This window comes from Rothia kristinae, from assembly GCF_016028855.1.
Classification (GTDB): domain Bacteria; phylum Actinomycetota; class Actinomycetes; order Actinomycetales; family Micrococcaceae; genus Rothia; species Rothia kristinae.
Genome location: NZ_CP065738.1, coordinates 992,481 through 1,017,131 on the forward strand (window position 1 = coordinate 992,481; position 24,651 = coordinate 1,017,131).

General features: G+C 70.1%; 18 protein-coding genes and 1 CRISPR repeat array (1 of these 19 cut by a window edge). Of the genes, 9 read left to right on the forward strand and 9 right to left on the reverse strand.

All coding sequences use genetic code 11. The features are described 5' to 3' along the window. Position 1 precedes the first annotated feature (1 nt). The 4 genes from I6G21_RS04515 to I6G21_RS04530 all read left to right on the forward strand — a co-directional run bounded on the left by I6G21_RS04515 (position 2) and on the right by I6G21_RS04530 (position 3,200). Positions 2-1,435: a hypothetical protein gene (locus I6G21_RS04515; protein ID WP_174520384.1), complete on the forward strand. Its 1,434-nt coding sequence runs from the start codon at positions 2-4 to the stop codon at positions 1,433-1,435. Beyond that, positions 1,432-1,977 (forward strand): DinB family protein, encoded by a 546-nt coding sequence (locus I6G21_RS04520; protein WP_061225877.1) that lies wholly within the window; start codon positions 1,432-1,434, stop codon positions 1,975-1,977. Before I6G21_RS04515 ends, I6G21_RS04520 begins: the two co-directional genes overlap by 4 nt. Before the next feature lie 161 nt (positions 1,978-2,138). Further along, a complete protein-coding gene (locus I6G21_RS04525; protein ID WP_129358107.1) occupies positions 2,139-2,690 on the forward strand; it encodes a hypothetical protein in 552 nt (183 codons plus the stop codon). Positions 2,691-2,714: 24 nt separating this feature from the next. Beyond that, positions 2,715-3,200 carry a lamin tail domain-containing protein gene (locus I6G21_RS04530; protein ID WP_129358106.1) on the forward strand — a complete coding sequence of 162 codons (486 nt, stop codon included), beginning with the start codon at positions 2,715-2,717 and terminating at the stop codon, positions 3,198-3,200. A gap of 94 nt (positions 3,201-3,294) precedes the next feature. On the opposite strand, the gene gdhA is transcribed toward I6G21_RS04530, so the two are convergent. Both gdhA and I6G21_RS04540 read right to left on the reverse strand, forming a co-directional pair. Continuing rightward, positions 3,295-4,644 (reverse strand): NADP-specific glutamate dehydrogenase, encoded by a 1,350-nt coding sequence (gdhA, locus tag I6G21_RS04535; RefSeq protein ID WP_100464945.1) that lies wholly within the window; start codon positions 4,642-4,644, stop codon positions 3,295-3,297. A 57-nt stretch (positions 4,645-4,701) separates the two neighbouring features. Continuing rightward, the gene (locus I6G21_RS04540) at positions 4,702-4,878 is read right to left on the reverse strand and encodes an EamA family transporter (protein WP_232238548.1); all 177 of its coding nucleotides are present in this window, start codon (positions 4,876-4,878) and stop codon (positions 4,702-4,704) included. 296 nt (positions 4,879-5,174) lie between these two features. Between I6G21_RS04540 and I6G21_RS04545 the strand changes: the two genes are divergently transcribed. Then, complete coding sequence (locus tag I6G21_RS04545; protein WP_232238550.1) at positions 5,175-10,250, forward strand: NAD-glutamate dehydrogenase; 5,076 nt, start codon at positions 5,175-5,177, stop codon at positions 10,248-10,250. Between the two features lie 229 nt (positions 10,251-10,479). Here the strand turns inward: I6G21_RS04545 and I6G21_RS04550 are convergent, their stop codons facing one another. Together I6G21_RS04550 and I6G21_RS04555 are read right to left on the reverse strand one after the other, a co-directional pair. Further along, positions 10,480-10,683 carry a cold-shock protein gene (locus tag I6G21_RS04550; RefSeq protein ID WP_058730262.1) on the reverse strand — a complete coding sequence of 68 codons (204 nt, stop codon included), beginning with the start codon at positions 10,681-10,683 and terminating at the stop codon, positions 10,480-10,482. Positions 10,684-11,008: 325 nt separating this feature from the next. Next, the gene (locus tag I6G21_RS04555; RefSeq protein ID WP_081101691.1) at positions 11,009-11,833 is read right to left on the reverse strand and encodes a class I SAM-dependent methyltransferase; all 825 of its coding nucleotides are present in this window, start codon (positions 11,831-11,833) and stop codon (positions 11,009-11,011) included. Between the two features lie 126 nt (positions 11,834-11,959). Here I6G21_RS04555 and I6G21_RS04560 point away from each other — a divergent pair, with 126 nt between their 5' ends. Together I6G21_RS04560 and I6G21_RS04565 are read left to right on the forward strand one after the other, a co-directional pair. After that, entirely contained in the window at positions 11,960-12,670 is a 711-nt protein-coding gene (locus I6G21_RS04560; RefSeq protein WP_061225882.1) for a TetR/AcrR family transcriptional regulator, read from the forward strand. Between the two features lie 210 nt (positions 12,671-12,880). Further along, complete coding sequence (locus I6G21_RS04565; protein WP_129358105.1) at positions 12,881-14,653, forward strand: oleate hydratase; 1,773 nt, start codon at positions 12,881-12,883, stop codon at positions 14,651-14,653. A gap of 108 nt (positions 14,654-14,761) precedes the next feature. On the opposite strand, the gene I6G21_RS04570 is transcribed toward I6G21_RS04565, so the two are convergent. After that, the gene (locus I6G21_RS04570) at positions 14,762-15,613 is read right to left on the reverse strand and encodes a 3-hydroxyacyl-CoA dehydrogenase (protein ID WP_058743503.1); all 852 of its coding nucleotides are present in this window, start codon (positions 15,611-15,613) and stop codon (positions 14,762-14,764) included. A 289-nt stretch (positions 15,614-15,902) separates the two neighbouring features. Between I6G21_RS04570 and I6G21_RS04575 the strand changes: the two genes are divergently transcribed. Both I6G21_RS04575 and I6G21_RS04580 read left to right on the forward strand, forming a co-directional pair. Next, positions 15,903-16,310 carry a cupin domain-containing protein gene (locus I6G21_RS04575; RefSeq protein WP_129358104.1) on the forward strand — a complete coding sequence of 136 codons (408 nt, stop codon included), beginning with the start codon at positions 15,903-15,905 and terminating at the stop codon, positions 16,308-16,310. A 64-nt stretch (positions 16,311-16,374) separates the two neighbouring features. Beyond that, on the forward strand, positions 16,375-17,046 hold the full coding sequence (locus I6G21_RS04580; RefSeq protein WP_129358103.1) for a GAP family protein: 672 nt from the start codon (positions 16,375-16,377) through the stop codon (positions 17,044-17,046). 147 nt (positions 17,047-17,193) lie between these two features. Here I6G21_RS04580 and I6G21_RS04585 read toward each other — a convergent pair whose 3' ends face one another. The 4 genes from I6G21_RS04585 to I6G21_RS04600 all read right to left on the reverse strand — a co-directional run bounded on the left by I6G21_RS04585 (position 17,194) and on the right by I6G21_RS04600 (position 21,987). Beyond that, the gene (locus I6G21_RS04585) at positions 17,194-18,453 is read right to left on the reverse strand and encodes a M20 metallopeptidase family protein (protein WP_129358102.1); all 1,260 of its coding nucleotides are present in this window, start codon (positions 18,451-18,453) and stop codon (positions 17,194-17,196) included. 71 nt (positions 18,454-18,524) lie between these two features. After that, positions 18,525-19,484 (reverse strand): exonuclease domain-containing protein, encoded by a 960-nt coding sequence (locus I6G21_RS04590; protein WP_061225884.1) that lies wholly within the window; start codon positions 19,482-19,484, stop codon positions 18,525-18,527. A gap of 49 nt (positions 19,485-19,533) precedes the next feature. After that, on the reverse strand, positions 19,534-21,111 hold the full coding sequence (locus I6G21_RS04595) for a PTS ascorbate transporter subunit IIC (RefSeq protein WP_129358101.1): 1,578 nt from the start codon (positions 21,109-21,111) through the stop codon (positions 19,534-19,536). 45 nt (positions 21,112-21,156) lie between these two features. Further along, a complete protein-coding gene (locus I6G21_RS04600) occupies positions 21,157-21,987 on the reverse strand; it encodes a PTS sugar transporter subunit IIA (protein WP_129358100.1) in 831 nt (276 codons plus the stop codon). 164 nt (positions 21,988-22,151) lie between these two features. Next, positions 22,152-24,651: direct repeats of the CRISPR family, unit length 36 nt; unit sequence CCCTCAACGAAGGCCTCCCCACGAAGGGGAGGCGAG; it runs 5,675 nt beyond the window's last position.

Consider the following 24,651-nt stretch of genomic DNA (forward strand, 5'->3'; position numbering starts at 1 on the left):
GGTGTCAGCGGGATCCGAGGAACCGGTGCTGATCGGGCAGCGGGAGCTGGCCGCCGAGCGCCCCGGGACGGGCCGGGGCATCACCGCCCGGGAATCCGGGGCCATCCTCGTGGCTTCCGCGGTCACCGCCGTCTCCGCGCTGGGGGCGACCGTGATCGCGCAGTACGCGCTGCCGGCCGGGCAGGTCTCCGAGTTCCTGGTCTTCTGGTCCCTGCTCTTCGGCCTCTACGGGGTCATCGCGGGCATCCAGCAGGAGGCCACCCGCGCGGTCGGCGCCGCGCGGCTGTCCTGCGCTCCTGGAGGCGAGCCGATGCACCGGGGCGGTGAGGGGGCCGACGGGGCTCGCCCCGGGGCGCGGGTGGTGCCGGTCGCGGTGGGCATCGGCGCTCTCCTCGCGGTCCTCGTTGCGCTGAGCTCCCCGGCCTGGGCGGATGACCAGGTGCCCTCCGGCAGCACCCGGGCGGTGCTCCTGGTGTGCCTGGGGGTGTGCCTGTACGCGGTCCACGCCGCGATGAGCGGGGCGGCCGCCGGGCGCCAGCGCTGGTACCAGTTCGCCGGGCTCGGCGGCGGGGAGGCCGCGTGGCGGCTGCTGGCGATGCTTGGCGTCGGCGCCGCGGCCGGCACCCTGGGAGGGCTGGAGGCCGCGGTGGTCTCCCCGGTGCTGCTGTGGGCGGTCCTGGTGCTCCTCAGTCGGGAGGGACGGCGCACCTTCGCCGCCCGCGCCGACGTCCCACCCGGGCGTCTGACGCGCAACACCTTCCTGGCGATGGGCTCCTCCGCGGCCTCCGCGGTGCTCATGGTCGGGTTCCCCGTGGTGCTGAAGGCCACCGAGGGGGAGCACCCGGATCAGTACCGCTCGATGGTCCTCGGGGTGCTGATCCTCGGGATCTCCATCACCCGCTCGCCCATCATGATCCCGCTGCAGGCCTTCCAGGGGGTGGCGATCAGCGCGTTCCTCAGGCAGCGGCACCGGCCCCTGGCCGCGATGCTCCGCCCCGCGGCGGCGCTGCTGGGCATCGGGCTCCTCGGCGGCGGGCTGGCCTGGGTGATCGGGCCCGTTCTGTTCCGCCTGATCTACCGCCCCCAGCCGGAGCAGGTCCGGGTCTACGACGACGTCGTGCACGGTTGGCTGCTGGGCCCGCTGACCTTCGCCTCCGCGATCATGGCGCTGCTGGTGCTGACCGGGACCGCGGTGCTGGCCTTGGACGCCCACCGGACCTACGTGCTCGGCTGGGCGGTGGCCGCGGTCGTCGCCGTCGGGCTGCTGCTCCTGCCCCTGGGGCTGATCCCGCGGGCCATGATCGCGCTGTACCTCGCCCCGGCCTGCGGCGTCGCGGTGCACCTGGTCGGCATGGTGCGCGCCGCGCGGCGGTACCGAATTCAGGAGTCTTCACAGACGGCAGTTCCTGGCGGTCAGCTGGCGGCCCGGTCGTGAGCGGGCGCGCGATCGACGGACAGGGCAGGGCGGAGCCCTCAGGCATCGGCGACGAACTGAGCCTGCTCATGCAGTTCCTGGAATTCCACCGGGCCACGGTGGCTTGGAAGTGCAGCGACGTGGATGATCAGCGGCTGCGGCAGAAGCTGCCGCCCTCGGAGCTGAGTCTTGCGGGTCTGCTGAACCACCTGGCCTTCGTGGAGGACTACTGGTTCTCACATGTGGTCGCATCGGCACCACTGCGGGAGCCATGGGTGTCGATGCCCTGGGGGCGGGATCCGGATGCGGAATTCCATCAAGCGCATAAGCTGACCGGGATTGGGCTGCGACGGCGGTGGGGGGAAGCCTGCGATAGGAGCCGCGATGTCCTCGATGGCCTCATCGCTGGTGGTTCCCACCTCGAGACGGCGTATCGGCGCCCGGGGGACAGCTCTCCCCGCTCCCTGCGCTGGATCCTGCTCCACATGATCGAGGAATATGCGCGCCACAATGGACACGCCGATCTGCTGAGGGAGGCTGTCGATGGGCTGACCGGCGAGTGAGGTCTCGGTGGGTTCCTCCGACTCCCCGGAGGGGTGCCCGTGGACGGGGGCAGTCCTGGTCTCAGGTACGATCCTGAACTGTGAGCAGAAGATCACTCGCATTGTCCTTCGCTGTCCTTTCCCCGCTTCTGCTGGCTGGTTGCGGCCAGGGGTCAGACGATGTGGAAGAGACCCGGTCACCCTTGGCGGTGGACGCGCCGGCGTCCGCCGATTCCGAAGAGGCGAAGAAGCGGGGGACGTCCATGCAGAAGCTCGGTGACGAGGTGGCGGTGGAGCAGGACGGCGAGATGCTCTATCGCTTCCGCGTGATCTCCATGGAGACCATGACAGTGGAACAGTGCCCTAATGGCGGTGGAAGCATGGGAGACCTGGTGGAGAATGGTCGTCTGATGAAGCTGTCGATCGACGAGGAGATCGGAGACGTCGCGGGGTCGGACAACCCCACGATCCGTTCCTTCGATGACGACGGTCTTCTGGGTGTCAGCCAGGCGTCGTGGACCTACACCACCGACAAGGACACCAGGGTCAATGAGATCATGACACCCATCACGTACAATTGTCTCGGTCCGGGTGAATCGCTGCCGGACATGATGCAGTCCGGCGAGAAGGCCTCCGGCGACATGATGCTCGATCTTCCAGGCGACGCCGGGGTCCTGACCTACACGGATGCTTACACCTCCCAGAGATTCCGATGGGAGGTCTCCGCCCAGTAAGCCCCCACACGACGGATGGAACCGATGCCTTTCCTCTACTCCCGCTCCCTGCGCACGGCCGCCGCTGCCGCCGCGCTCGCCGTCCTGATCCCCGCCGCGACGATGGCCCCGGCCGACGCCGCCGTCGGCAAGCCCGTGGACATCGTCAAGATCCGCTACGACCTGCCGGGAAATGACGGGAGCGGCAACCGCCAGTACGTCCAGGAGTTCATCCAGCTGCGCAACGTCAGCGGCAGACCCGTCAACCTGACCGGCTACCGCGTCCAGGACGACGGCGCCAAGCACACCTTCGCCTTCCCCCGGAACTTCGTCCTCGGCGCGGGGAAGACCGTGGAGGTGCACAGCGGGAAGGGCCGCGCCACCGGGTCCATCCAGTACTGGAACACCACGAGCTTCGTCTGGAACAACGACCATGATCGCGCCACCCTGCGCGACGGCCGCGGCAAGGTCCTGGACACCTGCGGCTACGTCGGAACCCACGCGAAGGGCGGAGCCACCAAGACCTGCTGACTCCCCGGCGATGCGCCGCCCTCCCGGCGGTACGGCCCTCGGCAGCCGTCGCACCTGGGGGGACGGCGCATCGCCCACCGCGCCCGGCGTCCGGTCAGATGACGCCCTGCGCCAGCATCGCGTCCGCGACCTTCCGGAAGCCGGCGATGTTCGCGCCCGTCACGTAGTCCCCGGTCCGCCCGTACTCCTCCGCGGTCTGCTCGCAGGCCGTGAAGATGTTGGTCATGATCTGGCGCAGCCGCTGATCCGTGTACTCGAAGTCCCAGGTGTCCCGGGTGGCGTTCTGCTGCATCTCCAGGGCCGACGTCGCCACCCCGCCCGCGTTCGAGGCCTTCCCCGGGGCGAAGGTGATACCCTCCTCGCGGTACACCTCGATGGCCTCCTGCGTGGAGGGCATGTTCGCGCCCTCCGCCACGAAGCGGCACCCGTGCGAGGCCAGCAGCCGGGCCGCCTCCCCGTCGAGCTCGTTCTGCGTGGCGCACGGCAGGGCGATGTCGCACTCCAGCTCCCACAGGTTCCCGCCCTCCACGAACCGGGCCCCCGCCACCTCCTCGGCGTAGGCGGAGACGCGCTCGCGGCGCTGCTCCTTGACCCGGCGCAGCAGGTCCACGTCCACCCCGTCCGGGGTGTGCACGTACCCGGAGGAGTCCGAGAAGCCGACGACGGTGGCGCCCAGCTGCTGAGCCTTCTCGATCGCGTAGATCGCGACGTTCCCGGACCCGGAGACCAGCACCTTCGCGCCGTCGAACGACGCCCCGTGGGCGCGCAGCATCTCCGCGGTGAAGTACACCAGCCCGTAGCCGGTGGCCTCGGTGCGCACCAGAGACCCGCCCCAGGCCAGGCCCTTGCCCGTGAGCACCCCGGACTCGTGGCGGTTGGACAGGCGCCGATACTGGCCGAACAGGTACCCGATCTCCCGGGCGCCCACCCCGATGTCCCCGGCGGGCACGTCCGTGTACTCCCCGAGGTGCCGGTGCAGCTCGGTCATGAACGCCTGGCAGAAGCGCATCACCTCGGCATCGGACTTGCCCTTGGGGTCGAAGTCCGAGCCGCCCTTGCCGCCGCCGATGGGCAGACCGGTCAGGGAGTTCTTGAAGATCTGCTCGAAGCCCAGGAACTTCACCACGCCCAGGTTCACGGACGGGTGGAAGCGCAGCCCGCCCTTGTACGGGCCCAGCGCGGAGTTGAACTGCACGCGGAACCCCCGGTTGACCTGCACCCGGCCGTGATCATCCACCCACGGCACCCGGAAGATCAGCTGCCGCTCCGGCTCCACCAGGCGCTCGATCAGCCCGTGGTCCCCGTAAGCGGGGTCCTTCTCCAGGAGCAGGCTCAGGCTGCCGAACACCTCGGCCACGGCCTGATGGAACTCCGGCTCACCCGGGTTGCGCCGCAGCACCTCCCGGTAGAAGCCGTCGATCTTCTCGCTCACGTCCGATGCCACGGTGTGCTCCTCATCTCTCGGCTGCCGTCCGCCGCCCACTCTACGGGGACAGCCGGATCATCCGGAGATCAGGGCGACCCCGCCGAGCACCACCGCGGCCCCCAGCAGACGCCGGCCCGGGTTCGCCTCCTTGAAGATCAGCCACCCCAGCAGCGAGCCGATGACGATGCTCGTCTCCCGCAGCGGGGCCACCAGGGACACCGGCTGGGTCTGCATCGCGATCAGCACCAGCACGTACGCGGAGGGGGGAGAACGCCGCGATCGCCAGGATCGGCCACACGTTCTCCCGGAGGGTCCGGCCCAGCACGTACCACCAGATGAACACGAAGGAATCCCCCGTCTTCGCCTTCGCCGCGAGGTTCCAGATCGCGTGGAACACGGCGGCCGTCAGGACGAGGCCGAGGGCTGCGGGTGTCATGGGTCGAGTCTAGGAGCTCGCGCTCGGACCGTCACCCGGCGGAGGCTATCCTGGGACGAGGCCGAGACGACCACAACGACGTGTCCAGTCTTCCAGGAAGGTATCCGCCACCGTGCCTCTGAACCCGAGCACCGAGTCCACCGAGCCCCTCGCCGATCCCCGCGATCCCCAGATCGACCCCTGGATCCGGCGGTACTACCAGCACTCCACCGCCGAGGACCTGGCCGAGAGCACCCGGGAGGAGCTGCTGGAGCGGGCCCGCCTGCACCGGGACCTCGCCGAGCATCGCCGGCCGCAGGAGGCCTCCGTGCAGGTGGTGCGCACCGGGCGCGGCTGGACCCTGATGATCGTCACCGACGACATGCCCTTCCTCGTCTCCTCCGTGACCGCGGAGGTCGCCGGGAACCACGGCGGCTCCGACGCCCTGTTCCACCCCGTCTTCCTCGTGCACCGGGACCCGGACACCGGCGCCCTGGAATCCCTGCGCGGACTGGAGACCAAGCAGCCGGTGGCCAGCGGGGACACCGCCGCGATCCCGTCCCTGGGGCCGGCCGTCGGCAAGGCCTCCGCGATCGAGTCCTGGATCAGCATGGACCTGTCCGACGTCGACGACGAGCGCTCCGCCCAGCACCTCACCGCGGCGATCCACCGGGTCCTGGCCGATGTGCGCCGGGCCCACCGCGACGCCGAGGCCGTGCGGGAGAAGGTCCTGGACCTCTCCGAGCGGGTCGGGACCCTCGCCGACCCGGAGCAGGGCACCGGGCCCCTGCGGGTCCAGGACGCCGCCCCGGACGCCGCCGAGCATCCGCAGGTGGTGCGGGAGTTCCTGGCGTGGCTGGCCCGGGAGAACTTCCTGTTCTTCGGGTACAAGGAGCGGGACCTGCGCGAGGGCCCCGACGGGCTGAGCATCTCCGACCGGCCCGGCACCGGCCTGGGCATCCTCGCCGAGGAGGGCGGGCACGACGTCGACCCCGAGCCGCGCCTGCTCACCGGACGCTCCCGGGACAACGCCGCCGACCGGAAGATCGTCTACATCACCAAGGCCAACTCCCGCTCCACGATCCACCGGCACGAGTTCCTGGACTACATCGGGCTGCGGGACCTCGACGCCTCCGGGCGGGTGATCGGGGAGTACGTGATCCTGGGACTGTTCTCCCTGCGGGCCTACTCCCTGCCCGCCACCGAGACGCCGCTGATGCGCGAGCGGGTGCGGGTGGTGCGCAACCGGCTGGGATTCCAGCCCGGCTCCCACTCGGACAAGACCCTCACCGGCATGATCGAGGAGTACCCGCGCCTGGAGCTGCTGCAGGCGGACCAGGACACCCTCACGGACACCTTCGCGGGGATCATGGGCCTGGAGGAGCGGCGGCGCACCCGGCTGTTCCTGCGCCCGGACGAGTTCGGGCGGTTCGTCTCCGCCGTCGTGTTCCTGCCGCGGGACCGGTACAACACCGGGGTGCGCCAGCGCATCGAGGCCGTGCTGCACCGGGAGATCGACCTGGCCTCCAGCGACTTCGAGGTGCACCTGTCCGTCTCCGCCCTGGCCCGGATCTTCTTCCGGCTGCGCCTGGCGGACCCGGATCAGGTCCCGGACCTGGACGTCGCCGCGATCGAGCGGAAGCTGCAGGCCGCGACCCGCTCCTGGCCCGAGGCCCTGGAGACCGCGCTGCATGCGCAGGGCACCGCCGACGCCGCCTCCTGGGCCGACGCCGCCCCGGCCACCTACCGCGCGGACTACGAGATCGAGGACGCGGTGGCCGACGTCGCCGTGTTCACCCGGCTGCTGGCCGCCGGAGCGGACCGCCCGGCCGCGGTGCGCCTGCACCGGCCCGACGGGCACGGGCAGCACCACCCGGACCAGACCCGGGAGCTGCGCCTGAAGACCTACCTGCGCGAACCCCGCACCCTCACCGCCCTGCTGCCGCTCATGCAGCACCTGGGCCTGACCGTCGTGGATCAGCGCCCCTACGACCTGCGGGCCCCCGGCGGGCAGGACGTGCTGCTCTACGACTTCGGGGTGATCTTCCCCGACGGGGTGGATCCGGAGGCCGTGCTCGAGCTGTACGAGGACGCCCTGTGCGCGGTGCTGTCCGGGCGGGCCGAATCCGACTCCCTGGACCGGCTGGTGCTGGCCGAGGCCCTGCCGTGGCGCACCGTCGCGATCCTGCGCGCCTACACCCGCTACCTGGTGCAGCTGGGCACCGGGTTCACCCCGGCGTTCATGGCCGACACCCTGCTGGCCCACCCGCGGGTGACCCGGCTGCTGGTGGAGCTGTTCGAGGCCGGCTTCGCCCCCGCGGCTTCCTCCCCGGCCGACGTCGACCCCGACGCCGCGCCGACGCAGGCGGACGACGTCGCGGCCCGGCGCGCCGCCCGGGAGGAGATCCGGGAGCGCATCGGGCGGGCTCTGGACGAGGTGCCCACCCTGGACGCGGACCGGATGCTGCGCGCGCTCGCGGAGGTCGTCGCGGCCACGGTGCGCACCAACGCGTACCAGGACCGGGCGAGCATCGCCTTGAAGGTGCGGCCCCGGGAGATCTCCTTCGCGCCGCTGCCGCGCCCGGCCTTCGAGATCTGGGTGCACTCCCCGCGCGTGGAGGGCGTGCACCTGCGCTTCGGGGAGATCGCCCGCGGCGGGCTGCGCTGGTCCGACCGGCGCGAGGACTTCCGCACCGAGGTGCTCGGGCTGGTCAAGGCGCAGATGGTCAAGAACGCCGTCATCATCCCGACCGGCGCCAAGGGCGGATTCTACGCCAAGCAGCTGCCGGACCCGGCCGCGGACCGCGAAGCCTGGCTGGCGGAGGGGCGGGCCGCCTACTCCCTGTTCATCCGCTCCCTGCTGGACGTCACGGACAACCTCGTCACCGACGACGCCGGGCACCAGAGCGTGCGGCGCCCGGAGGGCGTCATCGCCCTGGACGCGGAAGACACGTACCTGGTGGTCGCCGCGGACAAGGGCACCGCGACCTTCTCGGACCTGGCCAACTCCATCTCCGCGGAGTACGGGTTCTGGCTGGGCGATGCCTTCGCCTCCGGCGGATCCGTGGGCTACGACCACAAGGCCATGGGCATCACCGCCCGCGGCGCGTGGGAGTCGGTCAAGCGCCACTTCGCGGAGCTGGGCATCGACTGCCAGGCCGAGGAGTTCACGGCCGTGGGCATCGGGGACATGTCCGGGGACGTGTTCGGCAACGGGATGCTGCGCTCGGAGCACACCCGGCTGGTGGCGGCCTTCGACCACCGGGACATCTTCATCGACCCGGACCCGGACCCCGCCTCCTCCTACGCCGAGCGGCAGCGGCAGTTCACCACCCCGCGCTCCAGCTGGCAGGACTACGACCGCTCCCTGATCTCCGCCGGCGGCGGGGTGTTCTCCCGCCGGGAGAAGTCCATCGAGCTGACCCCGCAGATCCGGGAGGCCCTGGGCATCGAGGAGGAGGTGGCGCGGCTGTCCCCGCCGGAGCTGGTCTCCGCGATCCTGAAGGCGCCCGTGGACCTGCTGTACAACGGCGGCATCGGCACCTACGTGAAGGCCTCCGGCGAGACCCACGCCGAGGTGGGGGACAAGGCCAACGACGCCCTGCGCGTGGATGGTGCTGACCTGCGCTGCCGCATCGTCGGGGAGGGCGGGAACCTGGGCTTCACCCAGCGCGGGCGCATCGAGGCCGCCCGCGCCGGGGTCATCCTCAACACGGACGCGATCGACAACTCCGCCGGGGTGGAGACCTCGGACCGGGAGGTGAACCTGAAGATCCTCGTGGACCGGCTGGTGGCCCGCGGGCTGCTGGAGGCCGAGGAGCGGGCGGGGTTCATCGAGGAGCAGACCGACGCCGTCGCCCGCGCCGTGCTGGAGACCAACCGGGAGCAGAACGTGCTCCTGCAGGCCGAGCGCCTGGGCACCATGCCCACCCGCTCCTCGGCCGTGCGGCTGATGCACCACCTCGAGGAGCACGCCGGGCTGGACCGGGGCATCGAGGACCTGCCCTCCGACGCCGAGCTGACCGCGCGCTTCGAGGACGGCTGGGGGCTGACCGGGCCGGAGCTGTCCGTGCTCGCCGCGTACGCGAAGATCGACGTGACCGCGGCCCTGCTCGACGCCGGCTTCGGCGAGGACCCGTGGCTGGCGCGCATCCTCGAGGAGTACTTCCCGGAGGAGGTGATCCGCCGCTTCGGCGGTGAGCTGGACGAGCACCCGCTGCGCCGGGAGATCATCTGCACCCGGGTGGCCAACGAGATGGTCAACACCGCCGGCATCACCTTCGCCTACCGGGTGCTGGAGGAGACCGGGGCCTCCGCGGCCAGCGTGGCCGCGGCCTTCCTGGTGGTGCGCGAGCTGTTCGGGATCCGCGGGCTCATGGAGCGCTTCCGCGCCCTGCCGGCCGACGTCGCCCCGGAGGCCTGGCGGGCCGTGGGCCGGGAGATCCAGCGGCTCGTGGACCGCGGCACCCGCTGGTTCATCGACGAGGGCACCCTGGCCGCCGGGGAGGTCGCGCAGTCCGTGGCGGAATCCCAGCGGATCGCCGCGGTGATCCGGCGGTACCGCCCGGCCCTGGAGCTGGCCGGGGACGTCCCGGAGCTGCTGGGGCCCGAGGCCGCCCGGCGCTGGACCGAGCGCTTCGAGGACGCCCGCTCCTGGGGGGTCCCGGAGGATCTGGCCCGGGACTGGGCCGGCCTGCTGGAGGCCTACCCGCTGCTGGATGTGGCCCGGCTGGCCGAGCAGGCCCCGGTCGGTCTGCGCTCCTGCGCCCTGGTGCGCTACGCGGTCGCGGACCGGTTCGACGCCGAGCTCCTGCTCGAGGCGATCACGCATCTGCCGCGAGGGGACCGCTGGGAGACCCTCGCCCGCTCCTCCCTGCGCTCGGACCTGTACGAGACCCTCGCGGACCTGACCCTGGCGGAGACCGAGGAGATCGGCGGCGCTGCGGCCGGTGACGGTGACGCGGCGGGCAGTGCTGGTGGCGACGGCGGGCCGGCTGAGGACGGCGCGGCGTCGTCCGGTGCCGACGAGGTGTCCGGGCCTGAGGAGGCCGAGCGCGCCGTGGCCGCCTGGGAGGAGCGCCACCCGGTGCACACCGCGCGGGTCGAGCGGCTGATGGAGGAGGTGCGCGCGCAGCTGGAGCACTCCCCGGATGCCCCGCGCCTGTCCACCCTGTCCGTGGCGGTCCGGGCCCTGCGCGACCTGGTGTAGCCGCCCTCCCCTCCCTCCCCTCACGCCGAACCGTCACTGGCGTGGCGCATCCGGGGCTCAGAAGGCACGCGAGTGACGGTTCGACGCCGTCACGTGCGCCGAGCCGTCACTCACGTGGGCTATCCGGGGTCCGGAAGCCACGCCGATGACGGTTCGGTGCGCACGGAAAAAGGGGCGGCCCCGGGACTGGTGAGTCCCGGGGCCGCCCCCGTCGCATCGGGTGCGAGGATCAGATCGCGCGGATCGAGCTGGCCTGCATACCCTTGGGGCCGCGCTCGGGAGTGAACTCCACGGCCTGACCCTCCTCGAGGTTGCGGAAGCCGTTGCCCTCGATGGCGGAGTAGTGGGCGAACAGGTCGTCCGAGCCGTCGTCGGGAGCGATGAAGCCGTAGCCCTTTTCGCCGTTGAACCATTTCACGATGCCAGTGGCCATAATCTCTTGCTTTCGTTGGGGTGGCCGCGGAAGCGGCCGGTGCTGCTTCGCCGGCGGGGATGCCGGCGCGGGCGTCCTGCTCCGTGGGCGGCCGATCACCGGGACGCACGGCAGGTGCAGGAAGTCAGATGGAGAACTCATCGAGAAGTCCGGCCGGGCGCACCGGCCTGGGACTGCGAAAAGACCGCATCAGGGTCGTCATGAAGATCATGGGCGGTCCGTGCGAAGGTGATCTCCGAACCGCCGGATCACGTGCACCGTCAACACTACCAGCTCCAGGCCGCCGGCGGGGGAGCGTCGGTGAGTCCCTCGTCCCTCCGGCGTGTCACCGGGGTCGACGCAGCACCAGGGCCATGCCGCTGAGGTGGCGGCGGTGATCCCAGAACACCCGGTGCATCCGCTGCGCCCGCCGGGCCGCCCGAGGCCGACGCGCCATGTTCCCCAGGATCCGGAGGACTCCGGCGGCACCTTCGTCCGCCAGCATCCGCCGCGGCTGCAGCATGGACATCGGCACCAGCTTCATCTGCTCCGGCCGCAGCCCCTGCGACTGGGCGAGGTCCTCCCAGTCCGGCACGGTCAGCGGACGGGCCGGCAGGCGCAGCTCCCGCGCCAGGTTGCGGCGGATGCCCTCCTGCTCCAGCGCGGAGAGCTGACCGGGGCGCAGGGCCAGCTCGTGCACCCCGCACACCCCTCCCGGACGCAGGATCCGGTGGGCCTCGGCCAGCACCGCGGCCTTCTCCTCGTCTCCCAGGGTGGACAGCACCGCCTCGATGAGCACGACGTCGGCGGATGAGGCGGGCAGGCCGGTGCGCTCGGCGCGGCCGATGACCGCCCGGTATCGGGAGCCCTCCGGCAGCAGGTCCGCGATCATCTGCTGGGTCTCCTCGTCGGACTCCACCCCGGTGTACCCGGCGGGCGCGTCCGCCAGGATCGCCCGGGTGCCCAGACCCCGGCCGGGGAGGATCTCCACGACGTCGCGTCCTTCGACGGCGAGCTGAGTCAGCAGCCAGCGGGTGGTCTCCAATCCTCCGGGGCGCAGGACGCGCTTGCCCAGCTGAGCCAGAATCCACGGGGCCCGCGCCGCGGCCGATGGGCCGGCCCCTCCCCGATCACGGGCGGGATGAGTGCCGGTGCTCTCCGGGGGAGTCATCGTGCGGGCTTCCTCTCGGCGTCGATGCTGATGGGGGCGCTTCCAGCTTAGGCCGAGCGGAGTGCGCTCCGGGAGAGCGTGACGTTCTCCCCCGCGCCCTTCGGGCGACCCCGGTACCGTGGTGCCATGAGCACCGCCGCCCACGCCTCCGCCTCCTCCGCCCCTCGCGTCGCCGTCGAGCCCGCTGCCGATGCCGCCGCCGGGCCGGCGATCCCCGAGCCGGCCCTGGGCAAGCGGGCCGCGCAGCGCCAGCGCAAGACGGCCGCCATCGTGGAGGCCGCGACCCAGCTGTTCCGCAGCCGCGGCTATGAATCCGTGACCACCCAGCAGATCGCCGAGGCCGCCAGGGTCACCAACGGGGCCTTCTTCCGGCACGTCGGCTCCAAATCGGATCTGCTGGTGCGGGTGGTCAACGACCAGCTGCGCACCGGGCACGACCGCGCCCTGGCCTCCCTCGAGGAGGGGGCCGACCCCACGCAGGCGATCCTGGACCTGATGGTCCCGCTGCGGGACCTCTCCCTGGAGCACCCGGAGCTGGCCACCGCCTACATCCGCGAGGTGGTCTTCGCCCGCAGCACCCTGACCGAGGGCTCCCTGGAGCAGATCGATCGGATGCGCTTCGCGATCGAACGGATCCTGCGTCACGCGGATGCCGCGGCCGACGCCGACCGGGCCGGGCAGCGCCCCGCGGACTACTGCGCATTCGCCGCGGACACCGTGTTCTCCTCGATCTGCATCGAGCTGGTGCGCGCCTCCCTGGGCCGCTCCGACGTGCTGAGCCTGCCCGAGCGCTTCCGCACCATGATCACCCGGCTGGTGGAGATGCTGCTGCGCTGAGGCCCGCGAGTCCGGACGGTGCGACACCCCGTGCATCGCGCCGTTGCTCGGCTCGTCATCGACGATGGCGCTCGGCCCGACCGGGCGGGGTGATGGGGGAGACCGACGGGCGTCATCGTGCTCTCAGGGCGACCCCTGCGCCGAAAAAGCGGAGTACACTCCGAATTGAGGGCGGGCCCGATGGAGCGACTCGCCGGAAGGAGACGAACCATGTACTACAGCAGCGGCAACTACGAAGCATTCGCCCGGCCCCGCAAGCCCGAGGGGGTGGAGCACAAGCACGCCTACCTCGTCGGCGCCGGACTCGCCTCCCTGGCCGCCGCCGGATTCCTCGTCCGCGACGGGCAGATGCCGGGGGAGAACATCACGATCCTCGAGGCCAGCGACATCGCCGGCGGGGCCCTCGACGGCGTCGAGGACCCCCACCGGGACGGCTTCCTCATCCGCGGCGGGCGCGAGATGGAGAACCACTTCGAATGCCTGTGGGACCTCTTCCACTCGGTGCCCTCCCTGGAGACCGAAGGCGCCAGCGTGCTGGATGAGTTCTACTGGCTGAACAAGGACGACCCCAACTACTCCCTGATGCGCGCGACCCGCAACCGCGGCGAGGACGGGGGCACGGACGGGAAGTTCGACCTCAGCCTCAAGGCCCAGAAGGATCTCCTGGACCTGTTCATGTCCCGGGACGAGGACCTCTACGACAAGAGGATCAACGACGTCATGGGCCAGGACTTCTTCGACTCCACCTTCTGGCTGTACTGGCGCACCATGTTCGCCTTCGAGGAATGGCACTCCGCCCTGGAGATGAAGCTGTACGTGCAGCGCTTCATCCACCACATCGGCGGCCTGCCGGACTTCTCCGCCCTGAAGTTCACCAAGTACAACCAGTACGAATCCCTGGTGAAGCCGCTGATCGCCTGGCTGCAGGAGCAGGGCGTGAAGGTGCAGTTCGACACCCGGGTGACCAACGTCGTCTTCGACATCACCGCGCAGAAGAAGACCGCCCGGCGCATCGAATGGCTGCGCGGCGGCGAGAAGGGCGGCGTCGACATCGACGAGGACACCCTCGTGTTCGTCACCAACGGCTCCCTGGTGGACAACTCCTCCTGGGGCACCAAGGACACCGCCCCCGCATGGGATTACAGCACCCCTGAGGGCGGGGCTTGGAGCCTGTGGAAGAACATCGCCCAGCAGGACCCGGACTTCGGGCGCCCGGACAAGTTCATCCACGCCCCCAACGTCCACGCCGAGCACGAGACGGCCTGGGAATCCGCGACCATCACCACCCTGGATGACAAGATCACCCCGTACATCGAGAAGATCTGCCGACGGGACCCGCATTCCGGGCGCGTGGTCACCGGTGGCATCGTCACCGCCCGGGACTCGTCCTGGCTGCAGTCCTGGACCATCAACCGCCAGCCGCACTTCGCCGCGCAGAAGCCCAACGAGCTGACCATCTGGTTCTACGGACTGTTCATCGACACCCCCGGCGACTTCATCAAGAAGCCGATGCGCGAGTGCACCGGGGACGAGATCTGCCAGGAATGGCTCTACCACCTGGGCGTGCCCGAGGAGCAGATCCCGCAGCTGGCCAAGGAATCCTGCATCACCCGGCCGTGCGCGATGCCCTTCGTCACCGCGTTCTTCATGCCGCGCACCGCGGGTGATCGTCCCCAGGTGGTGCCGGAGCACGTCACCAACTTCGCGTTCCTCGGGCAGTTCGCCGAGACCGTGCGGGACACGATCTTCACCACCGAGTACTCGGTGCGCACCGCGATGGAGGCCGTGTACCAGCTGCTCGACGTCGAGCGCGGCGTGCCCGAGGTGTGGGGCTCCGTCTACGACGTGCGGGACCTGCTCCACGCCACCACCGCCGTGCGCGACGGCAAGCCCCTGCCGGTGCCCGGCTGGCTGCGCAAGCAGCTGGACAAGACCATGGTCGGGGACATGCTCGAGCGCTACGGCGTGATGAAGCAGGCCTGATCGAGGCCGGCACGTCCCGGGAGCCCAGCACGACGCCGCCCGGCCCCTCCCCGGTGAGGAGGGGCCGGGCGGCGTCGTCGTGTCCGCCGGGCAGATGGGTGCGTCGGGTCAGTAGGTGTAGAACCCGCCGCCGGCGTCCCGGCCGCGGCGACCGCGGTCGATGAACTCGGTCTTGATCCGCTGAGCCACCTTCTTCGACTCCTCGGTCCCGGCGTTGAGGTTGATCTGGTAGACCGTCTCCATCCCGACGACGTCGAGGATCTGGAACGGGCCCAGCGGGGAGCCGGTGGCGGTGCGCCAGGTCTTGTCGATCTCCTCGGGCTCCGCGATGTCCTGGACCCACAGGTGCGTGGCGGCGTTGAGGAACGGCACCAGCAGCGTGTTCAGCACGTAGCCGGGCTGTTCCTTCTCCACGTGGATGGGCACCAGCCCGATCTGTCCCGCGAACTCCAGCACCTGCTGCACCGCCTGGGGGTCCGTGCCCGCGTGGCCCATCACCTCGCCGGTGTTGTTCTTCCACACCTCGTTGGCGAAGTGCAGGGCAAGGAACCGCTCCGGGTGTCCCGTGGCCGCGGCGATGTCGCTGGGCAGCAGGGTCGAGGAGTTGGTGCACAGCACCGCCTGCTCCGGGGCCGCTGCCCCGATCTGCGCCCACACCTTCCTCTTCAGCTCCAGGTTCTCCGGCACGGCCTCGATGACGACGTCGGCCTCGGCCAGCGCCTGCGCGAGATCGGCGCTGTGGTGCAGCCGGGAGCGGGTCTGCTCCAGCTGGTCCTCGGTGGCCTCCATGTCCCGAACGTAGAATCCGGCCAGCCGATCCCACCGGGTGGGGAGCTCGGCGAGGATCTCCTCGGAGATGTCATAGACCATCACCTCCTTCCCGAAGAACGCCGCCTGGAAGGCGATCTGGGAGCCCAGAACCCCTGAGCCGATGACGGTGACGTGCGTGAAGCCGCTCATGGTGTGCCTCGATCCTCGAATCGGTCCGGGAGCGCATCCTCGCGCCCCTCGCCGCCCACGATAGTCCTTCCGGAGTGCGCTCCGGAATGGGGTCAGGGTGGGTGGGTCCTGGGCTGATCCCCGGCGATCGGTGCCTTCCGGGGGCTGCGGCTGACCTAGAATCGGTATAGAAGATACCGAATATCTGGGAGGGGTCATGGCTCGAACGGGCATTCCAGGACGCGGCCCCGGTGCGCAACAGCCACGCCGAGCTTCTGCGCAGGGTCGGGCTGAGCTCGAGGAGGCGCAGATGAGCTCCGGAACCGCTGTCCACCTGCTCGACGCCGCCCCCGTTCCGGACCCCGGCCGTCCTCGCCCTGCAGTGGCCCGCGTGCTGCAGGGAGCCGGGGCGAATCTGATCCTGTTCGCCTTCGCCCCGGGGCAGAGTCTGCCCGAGCACCGGGCCGCGCACCCGATCACGGTGCAGTGCCTGCGCGGCACCCTGGACTTCACCTGGGGCGGACGCACCGAGCGGTTGGACCCCGGCACGGTGGTGCACCTGCCCGCACACGTCACGCATCGTGTGGACCGCCCGGACGACGACGCGTCGAACCCCCGTGACGGGGAGATCTCAGCCGTGCTGCTGCTGACCATGCTGACCGGCGCGCCGGAGACGGTGCCGCATCAGGCGGACCCGGGCTCGGCGTCGAAGAGCTGACCCCGGTGCCCGCCCCCGTCTGCCATGATGGTGCGCGACGTCGAGGAGAGCGGGGTGAGGGGCGATGGTCGCCGCCGGAGCGTCCCTGGTGGGGCTGGGACTGGTCATGGGGTTCAGCCCCAGCATGTACGCCGTCGTGCTGCACCTGCTGACCACCGAGAACCGGCCCGCCCGACTGATCCGGTGGCTGACCCTCGGCATCGTCCTCGGGGCGACGATCCTGCTGTTCGCGTTCCGCGCCGTGGACCCGGATGTGCTGGCCCGGCTGCTGGAGGACCGCACCCGGGAGCTGCTGGTGCGCCGCGGCGTGGACCTCGCCGCGGGCCTGGTGTTCCTGCTGCTGGCCGCCTGGCAGTGGCACCGCTCCCGCCGACCCCTGAAACCCCACCGCCCGCCGTCCCCGGGGGACGCCAGACCCTCCCGGATGGTGCTGATCGGGTTGGCCAACACGTTCATCGGCTTCAGCGGTCCCGCCACCATGTACGTGGCCGGGCGCGCGATCCGTGGGGCCGGGCACCATCACCTGTGGGTCGAGGTGCTCCTGTACCTGGTGTTCCTGCTCGGAGTGGCCGGGCCGTACCTGCTGGCCGCCTGGGCCTGGGGTGCGTTCCCCCGCGCCGCCCGGGCCGTGCGCGCCGGCTCCGCGTGGGCGGCCCGCCAGGACATCCGCCCGCTCGTGGCGATCCTGTTGGCCGCGGCCGGCGTCGTCTTCCTGGTGCTGGCCGCGGTGGGGTGAGTCGGCTGCGCTCGCTCTCTGGGGCGGGGCCGGGGTTGGGCGGGTGGGCGTTTTGGGAGCGGTTTTGGTGTGTGGGAGCCTCGAGAACGCTCCCAAACGTCGAAACCCCTCCCAAACCGGCTGGCTCGGCTCGCCAGGCGCACCGGCTCACCCGGCCAGGCGGTCGTGGGCGAGCTGGGCCAGGCCCGCGGCCATGACGGGCAGGACCGCGTCGTCGAACCGGACGCGCGCGGAGTGGTTGGTGGGCGAGGTCGCCGGGTCCTCGTCCGGGTAGGAGGCGCCGACGTGCAGGAACGCGCCCGGCACCTGCTCCAGGACGTAGGAGAAGTCCTCGGACCCCATCCGGGAGTGCTCCCGCTGCGTCACGGCATCCTCCCCCAGCAGACCCCGCAGGCCCCGCGCGGCGAAGTCGGCCTCCGCCGGGTCGCAGATGGTGGCCGGGTACAGCTCGGAGAAGTCCACCGTGACCGTGCAGCCGTGGGCCGCGGCGATGCCCTGCGCCAGCTCCTCCACCATGCTCCCGAACCGCTGGGTGCCCGCCCGATCCATGGTGCGCACGGACCCGCCGATGAAGGCCTCGTCCCCGATCACGTTCTCCGCGGCACTGCCCGCGCGCAGCTGCGTGATGGTCGCGACCACCGGCTCCGTGGCCGGGAAGGTCTGCTGGATCTTCGCCGGCAGGGTGGCGGCGATCTCGACGGCGGCCGGCACCGGATTGCGCGCGTTGTGCGGCTGCGAGCCGTGCCCGCCGGCCCCGTGGACGGTGATGCCCAGGATGTTGGCCGCGGCCATGTAGGTGCCCGGTCGGTACTGGAAGGTGCCCCGCCGACCGGGGTGCACGTGGAAGCCGTAGGCGGCGACGACGCGCGGGCCCGCGGCGTCGAGCACCCCCTCCTCGATCATGGGCAGCGCGCCACCCGGGTTCTCCTCGCCCGGCTGGAACATGAACACGACGTCGCCGGCCAGCGCCTCCCGGTGGGCGCTGAGGAGCCGCGCGGCCCCGACCAGGCCGGCGGTGTGCAGGTCGTGCCCGCAGGCGTGCATGGTGCCGGTGGTGGAGGCGAACTCCTCCCCGGAGTCCTCGAGCACCGGCAGCCCGTCCATGTCCCCGCGCAGCAGGACGGCGGGTGCGGATGCGGCGGTGGGCCGCCCCTGCCCGCGCAGCACCGCGGTGACGGAGGTGAGGGAGCGGCCCGTGGTGATCTCCAGGGGCAGGCCCTCCAGCTGCTCGAGCACCCGCTGCTGCGTCCACGGCAGGTGTGTGCCCAGCTCCGGATTGCGGTGCAGCTCCCGGCGGAACCGCTGAAGGCCCGGGCCGATGGCCTCGGCGGCGGGCAGGAAGGCTGGGGAGGGGTGGGTTGTGTCGGTGGTGGAGGTGGTGTCGTTGGCGGGGGTGATGTGCGGCATGGGGGTGATGGTAGCGGGCTGGTGTTTCGGGGGTGGGGGCTCGGGGGAGTGTTCCGGACGGGTACAAGTCGCTACTGGGAAGCTTCCAGCTCGCTGAGCATGGCGAAGAAGGTCTCCTCGGTCATGGCTTCGATCTGCTGTCCGGATTCGGCGAGGGCCCGGGCCTTGCGGGTCTTCGATGAGCCGTCCGCACCGGGACGCCACCGGGCGGGATCGGAGATTCCTTCCACCAGGATGCGCGTCTTCTTGGTGACGCCGTCCTGAGGCGTTCCGCCCAGCTTCCTCACCAGGGCCTTGGCGGTATTTCGATTCATGCGATCCAGGGTTCCGGTGAAGCAGATCCCCGCTCCCGCCAGGATGTCGGAGTCCGGCCAGGACTCGATTTCCACCTCGTCGATGGTGTCCAGAGCAGCCAGGCTCCCGGACCGGGAAGCGTAGAACCTGCTGCCTAGGGGACGCCTCCCGGAGGAATCCAGCGAGAATTCCCTGACCAACGTGGCCAGGTCGACTTGGATGTTCGGGAGCATCCCGAAGAGGACGTGAAGGCAGGCGGCGGCGTCATCGGATGCTCGATGGTGGGCGAAGTCGACCTCGGGTGCAAACTCCGCCGCCAGAGTCTTCAGGTCATTGGGGCGATCATGACGGCGCAGGATCTGCCGTGCGATACGCAGGGTGCACAGGCGGCGGGAGTTGAGACCGGGCTGCCCGATGGCGGCCGAGGCGGCGTTCCACACGGAGTAGTCGAAAGCCATGTTGTGCGCGATGACGGGCGATTCCCCGATGAACTCCCGCAGCTCGGGGAGGGCCTCTTCGAAGGTGGGTGCATCCTCCACATCCTCGGCTGTGATCCCGTGGATGGAGACGTTGAAGTGGGAGAAGTAGTCGAAGCCGGGGGCGGGTCTGAGCAGCGTGGAGTACCGGTCGATGATCTGCCCGCTGGCATCGGCGCGCACCATCCCGATGGCACAGGCGGAGGCTCGCTGTTCGTTGGCGGTCTCGAAATCCAGAGCGACGATCTGCTCAGTGTTCACCGGTGTACTCCTGTGAGGTCTGGGTGGGATATCGGTGGATGTGGGTGCCTCACCGCTTCGGCGGTGTCGGGGCGCCGACCGGCGGGGCGATGCGGGGGTAGCGATCTGCGGCGTCGGTTTCAGGCCGGGCGGTCGGTGCGCCGGTCTCCGCCGTATCCCCGGTGATCTCGGCGGTGTCTCCGCCGGGTGCCGAGGCGCGGGCCGGTGCCGGGTCCCAGGGGCGGTCCATGAGCCGCTTCTGCACGAGGATGGCGGCGCCGAGCAGCACCAGACCGATGATGATGAGGATGATCGATCCGAGGACCACCCCGGGCTTCGCTCCGTAGCCGATGAGGATGCCGAACCACCCGAAGTCGGTGTCTCCGAACGTCGTGTTGGCGGAGCCGAAGGACCCCAGGACCTTGAGCAGCAACGCCGGCAGGAAGGTCAGGAGCAGGCCGTTGACGAAGGCCCCGGCGACGGCGCCGCGTCGTCCGCCCGTGGCGTTGCCGTAGACGCCGGCGGCACCGCCGGTGAAGAAGTGGGGGACCAGCCCGGGCAGAATCAGGGCGAGGCCGAACATCGGGCCGAAGACGGTGCCGAGCAGCAGCAGCCCGATCAGGCCTCCGGCGAAGCTGGAGAGGAATCCGATGAGCACCGCGTTCTGCGCGTACGGGAACACGATGGGGGCGTCCAGGGCGGGGATGGCGCCGGGGACGATCTTGGCGGCGATCCCCTGGAAGGCCGGTACCAGCTCACCGAGGATGGTGCGCACCCCGAAGAGGATGACGGCCACGGCGATGCCGAACTGCAGCCCCTGGGTCACCGAGAGCATCATGTAATTACCGACGTCGGTCGCTCCGCCGTCGAAGGCCTGGAACGCGGTCTCAGATCCGGCTCGGACGAGGTAGATGACGGCGACGATCACGTACATGACCACCATGGACAGCGCGGTGGCGACCATGGAATCGCGGAGGAACCGCAGCCCTTCCGGGACCTTGATGTCCTCGGTGGAGCGGCTCTTGCCACGGGGGTCCACGAGGCGCCCCACGGCTCCGGAGGCGATGTATCCGGCGGTGCCGAAGTGCCCGATGGCGATGGAGTCGTCACCGGTGACTTTGCGGGTCCAGGGCTGCGCGAGAGCGGGCAGAGCGACCATCAGGATGCCCAGCAGCACCGCGCCCAGGCAGACGACGAGCGTCCCGGGCATCCCGGCGGAGGCCATCACGATGGTGATGAGCGTGGCCATGAACAGCAGGTGGTGTCCGGTGAGGAACACGTAGCGCAGGGGCGTGAACCGGGCGAGGAGGATGGCCACGAAGAACCCGAGGATCATCAGCCAGGACACCTGGGCGCCGTATTCCTGCTGAGCGATCCCCGCGATGGCCTCATTGGTGGGGACCACTCCCTGGGCGCCCAGGGCCCCCTGGATCATGGTCCCGAGTGGGTCCAGGGAGGCGGTGACGAGGGTGGCTCCGGCGCTGATGAGGAGGAATCCGAGCACCGCTTTGATGGCGCCTCCGACTACCTGGCCGGCGCTCTTCCGCAGCGCGATGAGGCCGACTGCCGTGATGATGCCGATCAGATAGGCGGGGACGCTGAGGATCTCATTGACGATGAACTGGCTGATCGCGATGAGGACGTTCATGGGGTGTGCTCCGGTTGGCGGGTGGTACGGATGTGCCGGGGGACCTCAGATGGCGTAGCGGCGGCGCAGGGCGGCGTCGACCTCTTCCTGGGAGGAGAAGTTCTCGATCACCTCGACGGGCACGCCGACATCCCCCAGCGTCTGGGCGATGGCCCCGGAGGTGAGGAGGAAGTCGGCTTCCTTGGCTCGGCCCTTGGCGGAGATGGTGTCGGTGGCTTCGACGGAGAGGTACGGGGACCAGCCCCAGCGGTCCAGGACCTGCTCGGTGGTGTTCTTGAGGAAGAGACTGGTGCCCAGGCCGTTGCCGCAGACCGTGAGCAGCAGGTTCTTGGAGGGGATGGTGTCGCCGGATGCGGCGGGGTCATCCGGCGTCGGCCTCTGCTGTGCGCTGTGCTGCCGCGGTGCTCCGGTGCTGGGAGCTCGTGTGGGGGCTGAGGCGAAGACCTCGAGAACCTCCTCCGGGGTGGCGGCGTCGTCCAGGGCGGCTCTCTTCTGCGTATCACCCAGGACCTGAGCGAGGGAGGCGAGAGCCTGCTGATGGGCGCCAGGGTCCTGTGCGGCCAGCGCCATCACGATGGTGACGGGGTCGTTGGAGGCGTGACCGAAGCGCACGGGTGCGGCCAGGCGGACGAAGGACAGGCCGGTGGCGGTCACCGAGGCGTCCGGTCGGGCATGAGCCAGGGCGAAGCCAGGCGTGATGACGATGTACGGCCCGTGCTCCTCGACGACGTCGACCATGGCCTGGGTGTAGGACGGCCCGGCGACGCCGACGTCGGCCAAGAGCGCTCCGGCGTGCTGGATGGCGCTGCGCCAGTCCTCGGCATCGACCTCCAACTGGATCGCTGGGACGGAGATGAGGTCGCTGAGGCGGACCATCGCTGATCGCTCCTTGCTCGGTGGCGCACGTCGTTGTGGCTTCGATTCTACTGTGGCGGACGTCGACGATGCCTGAGGTGCGTCCGGCTGTTGGAGCGGGCGAAGGCCTCCCCCTAAAGGGGAGCGTGGGTCGCGTGTGCTACCTGCACCTCGGCGTCGACATTTCCTCAACGAAGGCATCCCCACGAAGGGGAGGCGAGACGATTCCCAGGAATGGCGCGGGTTACCTGAACCCGCCCTCAACGAAGGCCTCCCCACGAAGGGGAGGCGAGATCCATGCGTCCAGTGTCGGCACGTCCATCCGAGAGCCCTCAACGAAGGCCTCCCCACGCAGGGGAGGCGAGATCACGATCCCGTCAGCGCGCAGACCAGTCTTCAGCCCTCAACGAAGGCCTCCCCACGAAGGGGAGGCGAGTTCGACGCCGCGGCCGCGAAGCACCCCGACACGGACCCTCAACGAAGGCCTCCCCACGAAGGGGAGGCGAGACGAAAGACCTGAGCCTCCCGGGGGCACGACGGCGCCCTCAACGAAGGCCTCCCCACGAAGGGGAGGCGAGCTGGAGCTTCCGACTGCTGTCATCCACCGCGGACTTCCCTCAACGAAGGCCTCCCCACGAAGGGGAGGCGAGGCACCGGCATCACGACCCCCGTCACCCTTCAACGCCCCCTCAACGAAGGCCTCCCCACGAAGGGGAGGCGAGCCTCCTTCTGCGCCAGGAACTCCGCCCGCTGGGACTCCCCTCAACGAAGGCCTCCCCACGAAGGGGAGGCGAGCCCCGTGGGGGTGTGACCGGTGGTTTCGTCTTCTCGCCCTCAACGAAGGCCTCCCCACGAAGGGGAGGCGAGACGCACCAAAGATGGCCAGGCCCATGCCGACAAACCCCTCAACGAAGGCCTCCCCACGAAGGGGAGGCGAGCGGGGGCAGCTCGTTGGTGATGTGCGCCCGCAGCAGGCCCTCAACGAAGGCCTCCCCACGAAGGGGAGGCGAGAAAGACGTGGGAGACAACGAACGTATGACCATTCACACCCTCAACGAAGGCCTCCCCACGAAGGGGAGGCGAGAAAGACGTGGGAGACAACGAACGTATGACCATTCACACCCTCAACGAAGGCCTCCCCACGAAGGGGAGGCGAGAAAGACGTGGGAGACAACGAACGTATGACCATTCACACCCTCAACGAAGGCCTCCCCACGAAGGGGAGGCGAGTGCCGGGCGCACGGGGCCCTCGACGAGTACTCCACCCCCTCAACGAAGGCCTCCCCACGAAGGGGAGGCGAGCGGCGATGTCAGCGCGCAGGGCGGGCCCGTTGTCCACCCTCAACGAAGGCCTCCCCACGAAGGGGAGGCGAGTCAAGGCCGAGGTGATCCCGTGGGCCTGGAACCCCCTCAACGAAGGCCTCCCCACGAAGGGGAGGCGAGCACCACCTCCGTATCGCCTGCCCGAAGCACCTCGTCCCCTCAACGAAGGCCTCCCCACGAAGGGGAGGCGAGTCTTTGATGCGGGACGCGAGCTCCCCCGTCACGGCCCTCAACGAAGGCCTCCCCACGAAGGGGAGGCGAGGCGGCCCTCCGCGGAGAATTCGACCCCCTCGAGCACCCTCAACGAAGGCCTCCCCACGAAGGGGAGGCGAGCTGCACTCGCCGGTCGTAGACCCGGATCGGGGGGAGCCCTCAACGAAGGCCTCCCCACGAAGGGGAGGCGAGATCCCCCGACGGCCAGAAAGAGGGCTTGTTGGTGCCCCCTCAACGAAGGCCTCCCCACGAAGGGGAGGCGAGAGCACGGTCTACTCCGACGATCCGTTCGCCTCCACGCCCTCAACGAAGGCCTCCCCACGAAGGGGAGGCGAGGAAAGTACAGTTGGGTGGGGACGTTCAGGTCTATAAGGCCCTCAACGAAGGCCTCCCCACGAAGGGGAGGCGAGGACGGAGCGGACGTTCGAGCAGGCGTTCGCCCAGGCCCCTCAACGAAGGCCTCCCCACGAAGGGGAGGCGAGCCTGCATACCGGCTTGACGGCTCCCCGTCATGCCGCCCTCAACGAAGGCCTCCCCACGAAGGGGAGGCGAGCGACGGCGACGGCGGCGACAGACCGGGCACCGCGCGCCCCTCAACGAAGGCCTCCCCACGAAGGGGAGGCGAGGGATGATGGTGTTGCTCATGATGCTCCTCAGAAGTCCCCTCAACGAAGGCCTCCCCACGAAGGGGAGGCGAGGAGTCGATCCTTCCGATGATGCGGTTCAGCTCGGCCATCCCTCAACGAAGGCCTCCCCACGAAGGGGAGGCGAGCGCGGGATTAGGCAAACTGTCCGGCGTCGCAACAGCCCTCAACGAAGGCCTCCCCACGAAGGGGAGGCGAGCTCGTATTTACCGCTGAGGTCTCGGATTTTCCTTACCCCTCAACGAAGGCCTCCCCACGAAGGGGAGGCGAGGCCGGTCCACGGGCTCGGCTCGGGGGTGACGTTCGCCCCTCAACGAAGGCCTCCCCACGAAGGGGAGGCGAGTTTCCACCACTGGCGGCACCACCGGCGCGAATGCCCTCAACGAAGGCCTCCCCACGAAGGGGAGGCGAGACGCCAGATTCATGTGCCGCACTAATGTTGATTTTCCCCCTCAACGAAGGCCTCCCCACGAAGGGGAGGCGAGGGACCAGCGCCCGCACCCTA